12 protein-coding genes are annotated in these 18631 nt (G+C 41.8%); all 12 read left to right on the top strand.

Annotated elements, in window-relative coordinates; translation table 11 throughout:
* Positions 1-654 precede the first annotated feature (654 nt).
* Positions 655-1152, top strand: coding sequence for a type VI secretion system contractile sheath small subunit (tssB, locus tag Xsto_RS03020; protein ID WP_099124066.1), 498 nt, complete (start codon positions 655-657; stop codon positions 1150-1152).
* Positions 1153-1179: 27 nt separating this feature from the next.
* Positions 1180-2730: a type VI secretion system contractile sheath large subunit gene (tssC, locus tag Xsto_RS03015; RefSeq protein ID WP_211284282.1), complete on the top strand. Its 1551-nt coding sequence runs from the start codon at positions 1180-1182 to the stop codon at positions 2728-2730.
* A gap of 383 nt (positions 2731-3113) precedes the next feature.
* On the top strand, positions 3114-3605 hold the full coding sequence (locus tag Xsto_RS03010) for an Hcp family type VI secretion system effector (protein ID WP_099124064.1): 492 nt from the start codon (positions 3114-3116) through the stop codon (positions 3603-3605).
* Positions 3606-3977: 372 nt separating this feature from the next.
* Complete coding sequence (tssK, locus tag Xsto_RS03005; RefSeq protein WP_099124063.1) at positions 3978-5315, top strand: type VI secretion system baseplate subunit TssK; 1338 nt, start codon at positions 3978-3980, stop codon at positions 5313-5315.
* The gene (gene tssL, locus Xsto_RS03000; protein ID WP_099124062.1) at positions 5312-5989 is read left to right on the top strand and encodes a type VI secretion system protein TssL, short form; all 678 of its coding nucleotides are present in this window, start codon (positions 5312-5314) and stop codon (positions 5987-5989) included. Before tssK ends, tssL begins: the two co-directional genes overlap by 4 nt.
* Positions 5990-5996: 7 nt before the next feature.
* Positions 5997-7742, top strand: coding sequence for an OmpA family protein (locus Xsto_RS02995; protein ID WP_099124061.1), 1746 nt, complete (start codon positions 5997-5999; stop codon positions 7740-7742).
* Positions 7743-8014: 272 nt separating this feature from the next.
* On the top strand, positions 8015-10690 hold the full coding sequence (tssH, locus tag Xsto_RS02990) for a type VI secretion system ATPase TssH (protein ID WP_099124060.1): 2676 nt from the start codon (positions 8015-8017) through the stop codon (positions 10688-10690).
* Positions 10687-13095, top strand: a complete 2409-nt coding sequence (locus Xsto_RS02985; protein ID WP_099124059.1) for a type VI secretion system Vgr family protein — start codon at positions 10687-10689, stop codon at positions 13093-13095. The genes tssH and Xsto_RS02985 overlap by 4 nt, the downstream gene beginning before the upstream one ends.
* An 11-nt stretch (positions 13096-13106) precedes the next feature.
* On the top strand, positions 13107-13952 hold the full coding sequence (locus Xsto_RS02980; protein ID WP_099124058.1) for a DUF4123 domain-containing protein: 846 nt from the start codon (positions 13107-13109) through the stop codon (positions 13950-13952).
* Positions 13953-14022: 70 nt separating this feature from the next.
* Complete coding sequence (locus tag Xsto_RS02975) at positions 14023-16746, top strand: T6SS effector BTH_I2691 family protein (protein WP_099124057.1); 2724 nt, start codon at positions 14023-14025, stop codon at positions 16744-16746.
* Positions 16747-16755: 9 nt separating this feature from the next.
* Complete coding sequence (locus tag Xsto_RS02970) at positions 16756-17802, top strand: DUF6708 domain-containing protein (RefSeq protein ID WP_099124056.1); 1047 nt, start codon at positions 16756-16758, stop codon at positions 17800-17802.
* A gap of 637 nt (positions 17803-18439) precedes the next feature.
* Positions 18440-18631, top strand: a 192-nt coding sequence (locus Xsto_RS21840; RefSeq protein ID WP_422646213.1) for a hypothetical protein, incomplete at its 3' end; no start/stop codon positions are given.

Genomic DNA, 18631 nt, shown 5'->3' with positions numbered 1-18631 from the left:
AATGAAGGCCATCTTTTAAATTAAAAAAATATCTGCTTACTTATTGTATTTAAGTGAGTTTGATGATGATTCCTATCGCATGTTTCTGTACAAAACAATAGGAAAGAATACAGGCATATACTTAATTAAATCTACTAATTACACATGTTTAATATATGCTTTAATCTTAACTGTTTTGATGATCTGAATTATCTTTGTAGGTGTGGTAACTAATACAGATTATTTTAACCTTATCAGCATGGTCTGATAGTAGGTTATGTACTCGTTGTATTATATTACTGCGTTTTTTTTATAAATTGTGTTCATTTACAGGCTGTTTCTATCTGAATTGGCGGAGAGTAATACCATAAAGGAATAAGAGTTAATATCACTTAGATAATTATTTTGTATTATGTTAAGTCATAATGTGTGCGATTTAAACATGTTTATTCATGAGTTTAATTCTCAAAAAATAAATTTTACTAATGTATTATTGATTTTAATTTCTTTCTGATATTTAAATTAGTGATGACTCATAAGGTTCCTGTTACTTAGGGTGCTATGGCTTGCTTGTGTTTTAAAACTACGTTTTCTGAGCGTTCAGGAGATGATTGAGAACAAGAAAGTCATTGCTATTGGACAGCGGACAGCCACGTGTTTTAAAGGACAAAAACCATGTCAGACAGTTTCCAGAATGAAGTTCCCAAGGCTCGCGTCAATATTAAGCTCGATTTACACACGGGCGGGGCACAAAAGAAAGTGGAATTACCCCTGAAATTATTAGTGATGGGTGATTATAGTAATGGCCAAGAACAGCGCCCCCTTTCTGAGCGTGAAAAAATCAACATTAACAAAAACAACTTTAACAGTGTACTTGCTGACTTTCAGCCCGGCGTTAAATTAACTGTTGAGAACACTCTGGCGGGAGATGGGAGCGAAGAAAACGTGGCCCTGAGCTTCAAGGACATGAAGGATTTTGAGCCTGAACAAGTAGCCCGTCAAATCCCACAGCTGCGCGCTATGTTAGCGATGCGTAATCTGCTACGAGATCTGAAATCCAATCTACTGGATAACGTAGAATTCCGACGTGAACTGGAAGCGATTTTGAAAGACTCATCTCTGAGTGACGAATTACGCAGTGAATTGGCCGGTCTGGCCCCGAAACATGACTAATTTAATGGATACCTTGACTACAGGATTATGCTGATGTCTGTAAATACTGAAACTATGCAAGGGGCACAAGAGACGGTGCTGGCTCAGGGAACGGTACCGGAAGGTGTATATGCGGCGCTGTTTGAGAAAATCAACTTGAACCCGGTTTCAACGCTGGGGGATATCAATGTATATCAGGATAATGCAGCTCTGGCGGATGCGACAGCGGATGAGCGTGTGACGGCAGCGGTGCAGGTATTTCTGGAGCGTTTGAAGTCTGCGGGGCAGAAAGTAGAACGACTGGATAAGACTTTACTGGATCACCATATTGCGGAGCTGGATCAGCAAATTAGCCACCAGTTGGATGTGGTAATGCATCATCCGGAATTTCAGAAAGTAGAATCAGCGTGGCGCGGGTTGAAATTTTTGGTGGATCGGACGGATTTTCGTCAGAACGTGAAAATAGAAGTGCTGGATGTGGCGAAAGATGATCTGCGTCAAGACTTTGAAGATAGCCCTGAAATCATTCAAAGCGGCCTGTATCACCACACCTATATTCAGGAGTATGACACTCCGGGTGGTGAACCGATAGCAGCGATAATATCCGACTTTGAGTTTAATCGTAGCCCGCAGGATGTGGCTCTGTTACGTAATATTGCCAAAGTGTCTGCTTCGGCGCATATGCCGTTTATTGGCTCAGTAGGGCCTGCCTTCTTTGGCAAGGAAACGATGGAAGAAGTGGCAGCCATCAAGGATATCGGTAACTACTTTGACCGTGCAGAATATCTGAAATGGAAATCATTCCGGGATTCAGACGACGCACGTTATATCGGGCTGACTATGCCACGAGTATTGGGCCGTCTGCCATATGGGCCGGATACAATTCCAGTACGCAATTTCAACTATGTTGAACAAGTAAAAGGGCCGGATCACGAGAAATATTTGTGGACTAACGCGACATTTGCGTTTGCAGCGAATATGGTGAAAAGCTTTATCAATAACGGTTGGTGTGTACAAATTCGTGGGCCACAGGCGGGCGGAGCGGTGAAAGATCTACCAATCCATCTGTACGATTTAGGTACGGGCAGTCAGGTGAAAATTCCGTCAGAAGTGATGATCCCGGAAACTCGCGAGTTTGAATTTTCTAATCTGGGATTTATTCCGCTGTCGTATTACAAAAACCGCGATTACGCATGTTTCTTCTCTGCGAACTCCAGCCAGAAACCAGCACTGTACGATACGGCGGATGCAACAGCCAACAGTCGCATTAACTCGCGCCTGCCATATATCTTCCTGTTATCACGGATAGCGCACTACCTGAAACTGATCCAGCGTGAAAATATCGGCACGACAAAAGATCGACGCCTGCTGGAGTTGGAGCTGAATAATTGGGTACGTGGACTGGTAACAGAAATGACTGACCCGAGTGATGACTTGCAGGCATCGCATCCGTTGCGTGATGCGAAAGTCGTAGTAGAGGACATTGACGATAACCCGGGTTTTTTCCGCGTGAAACTGTATGCAGTACCTCACTTCCAGGTAGAGGGAATGGACATTAACTTGTCACTGGTTTCTCAGATGCCAAAAGCCAAAGCGTAATTAAAGATTGTACCCAGTTGATTTCAAGGTGTGGTTAGCAAAGTCACTGTTTGAAAGCTGATAGGGATATTATGAAGAATGGATGCTTATCATGGATAGATGAGCGCCTCAATAATTTTAGTCATTGCATTCTTAGGAATGGAACTGGCTGAAATTATTAAAGAGCAGTAGAAACTTTACTGACTTACTTTGCAATACGGGATTATGGTTTTGATGTTGTCCGGTTGCATTTAAAGATACGGCATCTGACAGGAAGTTAGTTGTTGTATCAACTTGCTGTATTAAAAATTAATTTGTTATTACAGGTTAGTCCTGTCAGATAACAAATGAATATCTTCACCGGAACTTTGTGAAGAATTTATTTAAATTATGGAGAAATAAAAATGGCAATTCCTGTCTATCTATGGCTGAAAGATGATGGCGGCGCGGATATTAAAGGCTCTGTTGATGTGCAAAGCCGCGAAGGCAGTATCGAAGTTGTTGCACAGGATCATAATCTGTACATTCCAACGGACAATAATACCGGCAAACTGACAGGTACTCGTATCCACACCCCATTTATTTTTGTTAAAGAAATAGATGCCTCCAGCCCTTATCTGTACAAAGCAGTTACCACTGGTCAGACGCTGAAAACCGCAGAATTCAAATGGTACCGCATTGATGATGCAGGTCAGGAAGTGGAATACTTCAATACTACTCTGGAAAATGTAAAAGTCGTGAAAGTCGCACCGAAGATGCACGATATTAAAGATCCAGCGAAAGAAAAACATAACCATCTGGAAGAAATCGAGTTGCGTTATGAAAAAATCACCTGGACTTATAAAGATGGTAACATCATTCATTCCGACGCATGGAATGAGCGTACTACAGCCTAATTAAATTGTATTTTAGCAGGCGGGAAATCGCCTGTTTTTGCAAATTTAATAATCTATTAATGAATGTGTGACCTGTATTTAATATCTGCATTAATACCCTCTTGTTTGTATATTCAGGACGGTCATGAAATTACCAAAAGTGAATTTATCAGATGGATTGACTAAATATAGTTAGGGAGGAACATCATTTTCTATTGATTTTGGATAGGTTGTTTATTGTTACCTTGTTATATAGCACCACAGCAGCCCTTTTTAAATATCTCATTGATAATATCACTTAATTAACTATCTTATATTGTTTTAAGTGTAATAAGTTCTGCAAGTGAAAATGAGTGATTTTCCATATACAAATGATTGTAAGCGGGAACGAATATGAAAATTTACCGCCCATTATGGAGTGATGGTGCCTTTTTAGCTCCACAACAATTTCAGCAGCAGGCTCGTTGGGAATCGTATCTGACGGATACTGTTGCACAATTAGCCATCGCTAACCCCTGGGGCGTATTGGAAGCAGAATTTGATGAAGGCGCATTGGCGATTTCTCGCTTGAATGCAATCAAATTGATCGTTCGTTTTCCTGATGGTTCCGTCATTGATACCGCCATTGCCGATAATCTTCCTCCTGCGGTTGATCTCTCTTCTATTGAAGGAAAAGAAAGCGTTGATATCGTACTGGCCTTGCCTTTATTACAGGCCAATGGCGGTAATCTGGCTCAGGATGGGCACCATGATCGGCCACGTCGTTACCAGCAGGAATGGGTACCTGTACAAGATTTAATTGGTAACGAAATGACGGATATTGCGATTGAACGTCATGCCATCACTTTGCGTTATGCCCATGAGGAAAATGGGGCTTATCTGGTCTGTCCGGTAGCTCGCCTTATTCGTAATTCTCAAGGGCAGTGGACATTTGACCGTCATTTTATTCCACCCATGTTAGCGTGCTCAGCCAGCCAAAGACTTATGGGATCACTGACAGACCTGATGCATCGCCTGAAAGCAAAACGTCGTCGTCTGATGAGTATTCGTCGGGAAAGTAATGAACGGATGGCTGATTTTGCCGTGGCGGATGTTTCACTGTTTTGGCTGCTGAATGCGCTGAATAGTGCTGAACCCGTGTTAGCTGAACTCTTAGCAAGCCCGACTCGTCATCCAGAGTTACTTTATCGTGAACTGGTTCGTCTGGCGGGTAGTTTGTTGACTTTTTCACTCGAGCATCAACCTGAAGATATTCCTGCCTATCAGCATCTTTCTCCGGGAACTGTTTTCCCACCTTTGTTTGCTTTGCTAAATGAACTGTTAGAGGCGAGTCTGCCTTCCCGGGTTATTCCGATTGAATTGGCGAAAAATGGTCAATTTTGGAAAGGTGATCTCAATGATAGCCGTCTGCGTGAAGAGGCTGATTTTTATCTGTCAGTACGTTCTTCTCTGTCAGCTCACCTGTTACAAACTCAGTTTCCATTGTTATGTAAGGTGGGTAGTCCGGATGAAGTCGCAAATGTGGTTAACGTTGCCCTGAACGGAGTACCACTCAAGGCACTTTCTCACGTTCCGGCAGCGATCCCGATGCGGCTTGAAAATCAGTATTTCGCGTTAGAACTCAATAATATTTCCGCGAAATCCATGCTGGATTCGGGGCATTGTGCTTTTTACGTACCCGGAACTTTGGGTGATGTTCAACTTGAATTATTTGCTGTGCTGCGCTCATGACTAACTTTATACAACCTGACAAAAATCAGAACATAGCTGTAACCATCGATACTCTGTTTGCTGATACTTGGCTTATGGTGTGCCAACTGCGTAATGGGGTATCGATTGAAAACGGTAAGGCACTTTATCGCCGAGCCTGTGAACAAATAGATAAAACACGCGAATCTCTGGAGCAGGCTGGTTATTCCAAATCAGCGGTTGAGCATATGTCGTATGCACAATGTGCGCTATTGGATGAAAGCGTAATGAATCGTGGTGTGCAGGATGAAGGGTATACTCAGTGGCTGCAATCACCGCTTCAGACCAAATATTTCAATACGCTGGAAGCAGGGGACAAACTTTGGGATCGCATTCGTACGGTATTACACGAGCCAGCCCCAGATCCGGCTGTTTTGATTTGTTTTCACCGTGTAGTGACCCTGGGATTCAGCGGTAAATATCAAACGCCGGAAAACGATCATAGGGAAGATGTTTTGACCGCCTTAACACGCCAAGTTCCGCCTTACGCTCTCGTTGCTTCTCAACCGCTAGTTGTCCAGCCAGCCCGTTATTTCAGCCGTCGGCGGATGTATTGGATGGGGTGGCTCACAGGCGTGATTGCGTTAGGGGCATTATGGTGGGGACTCTCAGCATCATTACAGCAACTCGTTCATCAATTGCTTAACCAAGGATAACCCCTCGATGCGAATCTTGTTCAAACAAGGGCTGTGTCTGTTGGCTGTCTTACTGATTTTCTGGCTCATTTGGGGTTTTTGGTCATTAGGAACCGGTATACGTCTGTTTTTATCGTTAATGGTATTAGCGGTAGCGAGCTGTTTAATCTTCCGTTGGCGTCATCAGGCGAAACAGTATCAGGAACAGAGTAGCGATTTTAATCATCTTTCTTTACCTGCTGAGGACTTTCGCGGTTCACTGGTACTGGTATGTGGCTATTCTCAGGGACTGTTCAGTCAGGACTCTACCCATCGAGAAGCATTACAGGGATGGTATCTTGCGACACCAGATCCAAAATCATTTATTCATACAGTGCAACATATTGCAGAAAACTCTCCAGCGCTTTTAGCCAACCTTTCCGTTATGTTTTGTATTATTCCTGAGCAGTTAAATAATCAGGATAAATTACAGCAATCCGTATTGGAATGGCGGCGAGCACTGGATGAAAGCAGGGAGTGGATTGGTCATCTGCCGCCATTTTGGTTATGTGGTTATCTTAACCCGTTAGTCACATCAGATGCAGTGTTATCTCAGGCAGAAGCAACATGGTTTACCTTACATGACACCACGGCAGGGGTTCAGGTAAGAAGTGCGAGCCAAACAACTCAGCCTTTGTCAGTTTGGTCGGTACCTAAGCAGAGTGAATATCTGACGCATTGTTCTCAAATGGTTTGGTTAGACCAGTTTGTACAATGGCTGAATACACAATTTTTACCTTTGTTGGAATTACCTCAAACGGGGACACCCGTTTTGGCACCTTGTGCAATGGCACTTAATTTTTCGCCATTACAGGTAGTAGCTGACAATCTCTGGTTACAACAATTAAAAAATACAACGACTTTAACAGTGCCTAAGGTTGCAGATATTGCGACTCAGTTACCTTTTCCGGATGTACTTCTGACGCAATTACCCCGAAATAGCCGCCTGACGAATATGGAAATTTATACCGGTGTTGTGGGAGCAATGACTGGTGTTTTCTTACTTCTGGCTTTATTAGCAAGTTATGGGAATAACCGGAATCTATTGACGCAGATACAGGGTGATCTGGTGTTATTTGAACGTTTGGTGGAAGAACCCTCTGAACCGAAGACGCAGGTCTGGAATCAACTGAAAGAAGATGCAACTTTATTATCTGACTGGCATCGCAGAGGAGAACCTCTTTCTCATTCGCTTGGTTTGTATCAGGGACAAAAAGTATTCCTGATTGTACAAGCTGCAATTGCCAGTTGGGCACCACCCATACCGTCAGGGCCTGTCGAATTAACACCACCACCGGTTATGCCTAAAGCTCAGACCGTCAGTTTGGATAGCTTAGCCTTATTCGGTGTGGGTAAATCCACCCTGAAATCAGATGCCACCAAAGTATTGGTAAATGCACTTGTACAAATTAAGGGCAAACCTAATCAGAAAATTGTGATCTCAGGTTATACCGATAACACCGGTAATCCTAAATTTAATCAACAACTCTCCCTTAAACGTGCTGAAGCTGTACGTGACTGGATGCTACAAAATAGTGATATTCCGGCTGCATGTTTTGCGGTGCAGGGGCATGGAGCAGATCAGCCTGTTGCATCCAATGAAACAGAAGTTGGCCGTGCAGCGAACCGCCGTGTCGAAATCAGTCTGGTGCCGCCGGAGAATACCAGTCAGGCAGAAGTAACAGTACCTTCACCGGAAGCGAATAAAGGATCTACTCATATTATGGAGAAATAATTTCGGGGGCATCTTCAGCAGGCGGGAAACCGCCTGTTTTTTTACTTTTATCATCACACTTTTATCAGAACACAGTTTCTCTTAGCGGCTATTTTGCCAATCCTCTGTTTTTGCAAAATTTCAGACGCGGAGGTTTGGCAAAGGGAGCAACAATCAATCTTAGTCACCCTATGGGCCTCGGTTAACGGTTATGGCGGTAGCGTGCCGGAATATCGGGAAGCGCATTCGACAAGCCCAATCATCGTGACAAGTAAGCCAAGGAGAAAAGAACTATGGAAAATTCATCTGCAATGTTATTGCGCCGGTTAAACCCATACTGCGCACAGGCACTGGAAGCCGCAGCCTCCCTGTGCCAGACACGGGCACATGCTGAAATCACCGTCGAGCACTGGTTGCTCAAAATTCTTGAGCGGGGTGAAAGTGATATCACAGTGCTGGCTCGCCGTTATGAGTGGGATATGGGGGCGTTGTGGCAGTCTCTGTTAGATCATATCGATGCTTATCCCCGAACAGTTCACAGCCGTCCCCAACTGTCTTCTCCGTTATTAACTTTGATAAAAAATGCCTGGTTATCTGCTTCACTGGAAGAAGGAGAAGGGCATATCCGCAGCATCCATTTACTTTCTGCTCTGCTGGAAACGCCTTCATTAGTGAGTTGCGAAGGTGCATGGCCTTTACTGACAGTGGGAACTTCTCAGTTACAACGGCTGCGTCCAGTTCTGGATGCCCAGTCTGAAGAGCGATCGGAAGTACAGCAACAAGCAATGCTAGGCCATGAAAACACAACATTCTCTCCGGACTCCCCGTCCACTTCTCCCGCGAGAACCACTCCGCTGACCGACAAACCGTTATCCGATGCACTACTGGCTGTACTGGATAAATTCACCTTAGATGTAACTGCGAAAGCTAAAGACGGTAATATTGACCCCGTTTTTGGTCGTGATGATGAAATCCGCCAGATGATCGACATTCTATCCCGCCGCCGTAAAAATAACCCGATACTGGTGGGAGAGCCGGGAGTCGGTAAAACAGCGCTGGTGGAAGGGTTAGCCTTGCGCATTACTGAGGGAAACGTTCCGGAAAGCCTGAAAACTGTCAGTCTACGTACGCTGGATTTAGGATTATTACAGGCAGGAGCGGGAGTAAAAGGGGAATTTGAACAACGGCTGAAAAATATCATTGATGCTGTTCAACAATCCCCGACGCCAATTCTGCTGTTTATCGATGAAGCTCATACTATTATCGGGGCAGGCAATCAAGCTGGTGGGGCGGATGCTGCTAACCTGCTGAAACCAGCCTTAGCTCGCGGTGAACTACGCACTATCGCAGCAACCACATGGTCGGAATATAAACAGTACTTTGAGCGGGATGCCGCACTGGAACGTCGATTCCAGATTGTCAAAGTAGATGAACCGGATGATGAAAAAGCCAGCCTGATGCTGCGAGGCCTGAAACCTCGTTATGCCAAATATCATGGAGTGCATATTACCGATGATGCAGTGAAAGCCGCAGTGACTTTATCCCGCCGTTACCTGACCGGTCGCCAGTTACCGGATAAAGCGGTTGATTTGTTGGATACCGCTAGTGCGAGAGTCAGAATGAGCCTCGATACCCAGCCAGATGAACTGGTGCGGTTACGCTCATCGCTGGCGGCACTGGATTTAGAAGCGGAAGCATTGCAGGAAGATCACTCTGTCGGTAATGCGGTGGAAGTCAGTCGTCTGATTGATATCACCCAACAACGAGAAGCACTTGAAAACCAACTTCAATTGACTGAAGCACAATACCAGCAAGAAAAAGCGCTGACTGAACAGTTACTGGATTGTCGTCAGTCAGGGAGTAACGCTGGAGAAAATGCCCAGCTGCAACAACAACTGGCAGAAATTCAGAACGGAGCACCGTTACTGGGGCTGGATGTAGATGTGCGCACGGTTGCTACTGTTATTGCTGACTGGACGGGCGTTCCATTATCCAGCCTGATGAAAGATGAACAGGCCGATCTGTTGTCACTGGAACAGCATCTGGAAAAACGGGTTGTTGGCCAATCTGCTGCCTTGGAAAGTATGGCTCAACGCTTGCGGGCTGCGAAAACCGGGCTGGCATCGGAAAACGGGCCGTTGGGTGTCTTTTTGCTGGTGGGGCCGAGTGGAATTGGCAAAACCGAGACAGCACTGGCGCTGGCAGACAGTCTGTTCGGTGGCGAAAAATCGCTGATAACGATCAACCTATCGGAATATCAGGAACCGCATACAGTCAGCCAGCTTAAAGGTTCACCACCGGGTTATGTGGGTTATGGTCAGGGAGGAATTCTGACCGAGGCAGTACGCAAACGACCTTACAGCGTAGTGTTGTTGGATGAAGTAGAAAAAGCGCATCGTGATGTGATGAACCTGTTCTATCAAGTGTTTGACCGCGGTTTTATGCGTGACGGAGAAGGTCGGGAAATTGATTTTCGTAATACCGTTATCGTCATGACTTCTAATCTCGGTAGTGATCATTTGATGCAGTTACTGGACGAACAGCCAGAATCGACGGATAGCACACTGCATGAATTGTTGCGGCCGATACTACGTGATCACTTCCAGCCAGCATTATTGGCGCGTTTTCAAACTGTAATTTACCGTCCGCTGGGAGCACAAGCGCTGCGTACCATCGTGGAAATGAAACTGGCACAGGTAGCAAAACGTCTGAAACTGCATTACCGACTGGACTGTGTAGTAGAAGAATCTCTGTATAACACGCTGGTGGAAGCCTGCCTGCTACCAGATACAGGCGCGCGTAATATCGATAGCCTGCTGAACCAGCAAATCCTGCCGGTACTGAGCCAACAACTGCTGATGCGTCAGGCTACTCAACAGGCAGCTAATACATTAACGCTGGGTTATGACGAGGAAGGTATCACGCTGACATTTGATAAAGAGATCTTATCAGGGGAGGATTGGTCATGAATTTATTAGATACCGCTAAAAAAGTAGGAACAGTGCTGGCAAATACCCTGAACCGTTACACTCTGGGGATTCAGGGCTGTGATGCTGTACTGGATGTGGAGGATTTTACCGGACGTGAAGCCATGAGCGATACCTATCGCTACCGTATAGCCTTCACCAGCTCAGAGCAAGATATTCAACCACAACAGATGTTGCGTCGCAGTGCTACATTCACCCTGCGAACACTGGGCGAAACTGTTTTTGGTATCAACACGCCACCACAGACACAGCGTGTAGTGCATGGTGTTGTAACGGACTTCAAACGGTTGGGAGGCTCCCGTGATGAAGCACAGTACCAGATTATTCTGGAGCCGAAATTTGCTCTGCTACGCAATCAAAAACGTTCTTACCGTTTCTTCCTGAATAAATCCGTACCGGAAATTGTCGAAGAAATTTTACGGGAACACAATTTCAAGGGATGGGAGTTTGAATTTAACCTGAAAAACACCTATCCGAAACGGGAGCAAATTAATCAGGTCAATGAAAGTGATCGGGAGTTTATCGAACGTTTGCTATCGGAGCTGGGAATTTTCTACACCTTCCGTTTACAACCGGATACACAAACAGAAGTTATGCATTTTGGTGATAAACAGCGGTGTTATGAATACGGTAAAACACTACCGCTGAACAGCCCGTCAGGAATGAATGATAACGGTGAGGCTTCCATTTGGGGGCTGACCCAGCGTCATCAGGTAGTTGAACATTCTGTTCAGACCAAAGATTATAACTTTCGTACCGCACAGCATATTCTGAACTCGGCACAGGCTGATATGACCCGTGGTGACGGTGAAGAAATCACTTATGGTGATGTCAGTTACTATAAACTGCGTCATCTGACGACAGGGGATAAACTTTCACCTGAACCAGAAACTGCTAATTTTTGGGCACAGCTTGACCACGAGCGTTTTCTGGCACGTCAGACGCTGCTGTACGGGCAGAGTACTGATGCGACTTTGATGGCGGGACAAGTTCTGGAAATTGAAGACAGAACCTTTCCATCTACCTTGCCGGCAGCGTTCCAATCCAAAATCTTAATGACTCAACTACGTTTCACAGGTAGCCGGGCAGAAGCGCTATTAGTCAAAATAACAGCAGTACCGTACACCGAGGGCCTGTGCTGGCGTCCGTCATTAAAACCACGTCCTGTTATCAGTGGCACATTGACAGCTCGCGTAACCAGCCCTATAGCCAATGATCCCTATGCTCACCAGAATCTGGATGGATTGTACTGGGTTAAATTCGATGCAGACGGTGATGAGAAAAAGAAAGGTTATGAAAGTATGCCAGTGCGGCTGGCGAAACCTTATGGCGGTGATACATACGGTTTTCACTTCCCGTTGATTCAAGGTACGGAAGTAGCAATAGCCTTCCACGAAGGCGATCCTGATCGGCCTTACATTGCTCATGCGCTGCATGATTCCTACCACCCGGATCACATTACCGCCCGTAACCGCACACGCAACGTCATTCGTACCCCGACCAATAATAAACTGCGAATGGAAGACCGCCGTGGGCAAGAGCATATCAAACTGAGTACGGAGTATGGCGGTAAAAGCCAGCTTAATCTGGGGCATCTTGTTGACTCAAATGAGAAGAAACGCGGTGAAGGCTTCGAACTACGTACCGATAGCTGGGGCGCAATTCGGACGGGGAAAGGATTGTTTATCAGTGCAGACGAACAGGAGCACGCATTTGGTGAACAGCTGGATCTCACCCAGATAAAACAGCAGTTAGCTGATGCTCTCGATATGGCTGAGTCATTGTCAAATATTATGCGAACAGCGCAAATTGAGCCATTAGATACCAGCAATCAGGAACGTTTTTTGGAAGGTTACATTGATGGCATTAACGAGCCTGTAATTGCCGCAAGTGCGCCGGGGGGAATTGCATTATCAACACCTAACCACATTCAACACAGTGCTAACAACAACATTGTGATGACATCGGGCAGAAATACCGAAATTTCTGCCCTGAAACGTATTGCAATAGCAGCAAAAAAAGCGGTTTCTATTCTGGCCCATGAATTAGGTATGAAATTAGTCGCAGTGGCAGGAAAACTTCAGATTCAGGCTCAGACTGATGCGCTGGAAATCACAGCCAAAAAAAATATCAGTATTACGAGCACCGATGATGAAATCGTTATCTCAGCCAAAAAGAAAATCACATTTGAGTGCGGTGGCTCTTATATCACGATTGACCCGACCAAGATAGAAAGTGGTACAGAAGGCGATTTCAAAGTACAGAGTGCAAACTTCGACTACGCAGGGCCAGCGACAATCAGTGTGCCACATCCTAACTTTACCGCCTGTGAAACCCTGTCCTCAGAAGCAGCAGGCCGTGGTGATGCAACTGTTCCCTTAAGCTAAGGTATTACGCTATGTACGCGACTTATCTACCCGAATCCCTTCCTCTGGAAAACCACAGATATGCTCTGATTGACAGGGCATTATTTCCTGAACTTGATGATGAATTACCGGTTATCGAAGTTGTTTCTCCATTATTAGCTCCGCAGGCAGAATTATATCCATGGCTAATTTCTATGCATGAATTGTCATCAACGCAATGGGTAAATCTATTTTCTGCTATCAATAAATCGATAGAAGAACAGAGACAACCGATGGTTTCCTTATTTTTTGACAGTGAATTACCACCGGAAGAAATGAAAAAACGGTTGGTACATGGGTTATATATTCAGGATAAATCAAGAAAAGGATTTATCTTGCGCTATTACGATCCCAGAGTTTTATTTAATTTATCATGGATATGGGATATCAATACCTTTCGTCAACAATTATCAGTTGATGCTATTAAGCATTGGACATTTTATTTGGCCGGTAAATGGCACACACTTTCATTTTCGCAGGAAGAACCTTATCAAATTTTACCTGCGCATATTCAGATTAGCCGAATTCATAGAATTGGTATGATTAATCAGGTTCTAGCAAAAATGCCACCAATTTCTGATGTTAAAGAACGTAAAAAAATCAGTGTAGAGATTGAAGAATTATTTCAGGTGGCTAACGAGAGATTTAAATTAACTCATAGGAATGATTTGGTTGCATTTGCATTTTATGGCGTCACGGTGAGTTTATCGTTTTATGAACATAAATATTTTAAAGCATTATTGATAGATAGCGCTGAGTATGAAGAATATTTTTCCAGAGTAATGTTGAATGTTAATGATCCTAAATTGAAAGAAGTAAAAGAAAACTTATTGAAGTGAATGTATTATCATAAAAGTTAATTTTTACTGAAATGAAAATTATTTTTTAAAATAAAAAGGAATGTTAATTATGAATACGGAAATTGGTTGTGGTTTTTGTCAGCGTAATAAAGGGTTGCCAGTATTTTTAGCTAGGCCTGCTATTATGGAAAAATCAGATGGTTTACCTAGATTGCATTACCGTCATTATGCAAGTTTTCCAGTAGGTGATGCAGGAGGAGCACGTTATACAGCTCGTATACTACGAGAGGGATTTTTGTATGTTTATTATGAAAAATCAAACCAATGGGAAACTTATACTATTAGCTCTAAAGGTCACTATTATTTGCATCCTGAAGAAGGTAGTTCACAACAATGTTTAAACTCAGAGCAAAAAACAGTTTGTATGAATAATGGAAGTAAAATTGCCAGAGCTTCTTTTATTACGTTGTATATTATGCCGGAAGAAAAAGAAAATGGTATCGTTTGGTTTGCATGGTCTGATGCACCTTGGTCAGAGGAGATGAAAAAACAGCATGAAGATAAAGAACATCGTATTAAAAACATGCAATCTTTTAATGTTGATGTATGGTTAACGAGTGGTACACATGAAAATGTGGATTTTTTGAGTGAACTAAAAAATACTGTAGCGGAATATCATAATAATTTTAGTAAAACAATTCTTGAAAGGGAGTGCCCTATAACACAGGAATCATTTGATAGAGTTATTAAAGAGACATCTAATCCAAATAGCGATTATGCTTATTTTAAAACAAAAATAGACGAAAAAGCAGGCAATATAATTGTTGAGGCTAATGAGCTTAATAAAAAAGGTATTATTCTATTTTTATCTGACCCAGTTGGTATGGTTAAAGAAATATCATTGCTTTGTAATTATCTTGTTGGCGATAAATTTAAAAGTGATCAAAAATATGCCAGAGGCCTTGCACTATCATCAATGCTTTCAGGGTTAAAAAAAAATGTATGTAATGATATTAGGGAACGTATAGAAAAAAAAGATAGTTCATTCGAAGACATGATAACTGATAACGCTGGAAATAATAGGTTATTAATTAATATCCCTGGTCGAGAAGATTTTCTTAAAAAACAGAAAAAAATAGTATTGACTGAAAATATTAAATCTTTGGATGAAAGGGTTGAGTCTGCTTGGAATGATGAGTATGAAATATATATAGACAGAAAAAAAGAAAAAGAATTTATTGATGAATATAATAATGATTTAAAATTATATATAGAAAACACTGTTTCTCCTATGGTAGATATGCATTTGAAATGGCTAGATAGTGATGTGCTAAGAAATAAACTCCTTCATCACTATGATAAGAAGAATAATGCTTGCTCTTTGCTATATGTACAGGCAGTCAATGATTGTGTATATGGTATGACAGATAAAAAAGAAACCATAGACTATATTGTAAATAAACTGGAGAAAGAAAAAATTTCTAGAGATAATTTCATACTTCGCGCCATATTTAGAAATGATGATGTTGTGATTAATAAATTAAATATAGCAGTAAATGGTGCTTTCGATTATGCCAGTTTACCGTGGAATAAGATATTTGATGGAGTAACGGATACTATAAGTAAATATTTTGACACCATAGATAATTTAGAGGTTTATCTAAATACTATAGTGGGAGCTTTTACTAAGTTACTGAATAAAGGAGCCAACGATGTTCCAAAACTAGCAGTTATTGGTTATGGATTAAGTTGTGGGCAAGCTGTAGGTTTTTTTGAATGTAAGGGAAAATATAAAGATCTTGTCCACGCATTCGTAAATCAATCTGCAAAGCATCTTGGCATGGAGAGTAGAAGTAATCGTTCTCGCTTGTATACATATGCAGATAAAATAATTAGCAAGATGAATTTGGACGATGTAAAAATGGAGCAGACTGGTAAAATAAGAGTACTGTCATTATTTGATCCAGAAATAGCTAAGAGTCTGGCTCCATTGCCAATGGACGAAAAAATGAAACGACTTAGCAAAGTATTTAAATCAGAGAAAGAAATAAGAGAAGAGCTATTTGAACAGCAATATAAAAAACAAATAGTACCTAGAGACGAGGAATATAGAGGAATGGTTCAGGATATTCAGGAATATAATAAAAATGAAAGTGTCCAAAGTAAATTAAAAAATTGGCAATTTACAGGATGCTCTGCCTCATTAGCTTTTCAAACTTATGCCTTGTTTGCAACATATGATGAGATAGCAAAAAATTTTGAAAATCGAAGTAAATTTTTTGCTAATTTGGTGGGGGCTGTGGGAACCGCAGCTGACTGGACTGATCGATTTCTTTCTCAATTAAAAAATCAGAGGTTGGTGGTGAAATTAGTAGGAGAAGGGAGATTAAAAGTTTTTTCAAATGGGCTTAAATTTGCTGCAAGAGTTTGTGCTGTCGCTGCGATTGTTAGTGCTGCTTGGGATATTTATCATGCATATGAAGAGTCACAGAAAGAAAATATGGATATGGGTTTAATAATAGCATATGGTGTTTCCGGACTTTCCACTCTTGGACTTACAGTTGCTGCGGTTGTAAGTGTTTCGACTACTACACTTGTAGCTACTTCTGTCGCGTGGATGCTGTTAGGCCCAGTTGCTATAGCGGTTTATACTGTCGCCCTTTTCAGTGCTGCAATTTATATCAGTATCAAAAAAAGGCAGGAGGTAAAGGAGTGGTTATTATCTTGTATGTGGAGAAAAATTCCAGAAGGAGAGGAAGGTATTCCTCCGATATGGGCCACAGCAGAGCAGGAAAAAAAAGGGTTTAAAGATTTAATGCAATTGACAAGTTAGGAGCTAATAATGTCATCAAAACATCAGGGAATATCTAAGTCCTACCTACGTGGCCGTACACTCACTGAGCAAGAAAAAAGAGAGCGCCTTTATCAAGGTCAGCCACACCCAGATAATCCTTTGATTAATGATCATGATACTGTTATCAAAATGAATTCTACTTACTTGGAAACTGTTGATAGAAGTTATAATAACAAAGGATTCCTTAGCTTGATATGTTTTGGTATTACGATAACATTTCTTTGCATTATGATTTGGGGATGTCAAGGCACTATCGAAGCTCATCGTTTAAGAAATGAATCATTAAGTTCTAAGGCTATTTATGCCTTACTGTTCCTTAATGGTATAGTTTGCCTTATTATTTTTATTTGCGTGAAACTCATCCTGATTGAATGGTTCAGAAAAACTCATTATCCAATTCGATTTAACCGAAAAAAACAAATGGTATATGTTTATCAAATTGATGGTTCGGTTTTATCTGCGCCTTGGGGCAATATTTTTTTTACACTCAATGGAGGAAATAAATGGGGAATTAACGGACATATTTTAGCCGATGATAACCAAACTGTTTTACAGACATTCAACTTGGCTATTTTAGAATCTAAACCAAACCTTCCAAACTATTGGGAATTTATTCGTTGTTATATGGAAGAGGATGTCTTACACGAGATACCAAAAACTATTTTCTTATGTCCTCCAATAGCAGAAAGAAAAGAAGGTTATCTATTTGGCCTTCAATATGGCATTCGAATGAGAACCAAAATTGATTGGGTTTTACTTCTGCCGCTTTTTCCATATTATCTAGTGGAAGCATTTTCGCGTTATATTGGAATGCAGACCAGCAGAATTCCACAGTGGCCGAAAGAGGTTGAAATGGCGTGTCAGGTTGATTCTGATGATCCTATAGATGTAAGTTATAAGGGTAATATTCCCTATGTATGGCGATATGTATTCGCTAATTTAAAAATGAAAGATCGTATTAAATATTATAAACAGAGCATGACAGCCTCAAAACGGATAAGAAGAAAAGTCGCAAGACGTCATAAGGAGCAATAAAAATAATAACACGTGGCATGTATTTGATGGATTTTCTGTATTGAATACATGTCTAATTGGTACATAATAATGTCAGTGAGTTATTTAGTAAAATCATCATGTCACATTTAACAGGATTATATACTCCTTATTCAGTTAATCGGCCGTTAACTCAACAAGAAAAAATAGATCAGTTTCATCAAGGTAAACCTCATTGTGAGAGCAAATTTATCAGAGATGGGAATACTGTCATTAAAATGAATTCAACCTATCTGGAAACGGTTGGATAGATATTACGCTGATAAAGGCAATGCAAGCCTAGTTACTTTTATTATTTTTATGGCTATTTCAGGGTTGCTTTTATATGGATATTTTATTTTTTTTGAACGTTATGTTTTTTCAGAAGAGGATATTACTAAAATATATGATGTTATTATTCTCACGGCAATTTTTTCTCCAGTATTATATTTTTCCTGAAATTAACATTAAAAGAATGGTTCAAAAAGACGCACTATCCTATTCGTTTTAATAGGAAAAAAAGGTGATATACGTCTACCAAGTTAACGGTGATATATTATCATTCCCTTGGAATAAATTATTTTTTACTTATGCTAAAGGAAAGGGAGCGTTTCCATAGTGGGGTATTGATGGGCATATATTGGCAGAGGATAAAAAAACTGTATTACAAACATTTAGCTTAGGTTATTACGGTAGCAGACGTGAACTGTCAGGTTACTGGGAGTTTATCCGATGTTATATGGAGGAAGATGTTGTAAAAGAATTAGCTGAAACTATTATTATGTGTCCTCCGATAGCAGATCGAAAAGAAGGCTACAAATTTGGAATACTG

The sequence above is a fragment of the Xenorhabdus stockiae genome, from assembly GCF_002632825.1.
In the GTDB taxonomy this organism is placed as follows: domain Bacteria; phylum Pseudomonadota; class Gammaproteobacteria; order Enterobacterales; family Enterobacteriaceae; genus Xenorhabdus; species Xenorhabdus stockiae.
This window is presented reverse-complemented; position numbering and strand designations above follow the sequence as displayed.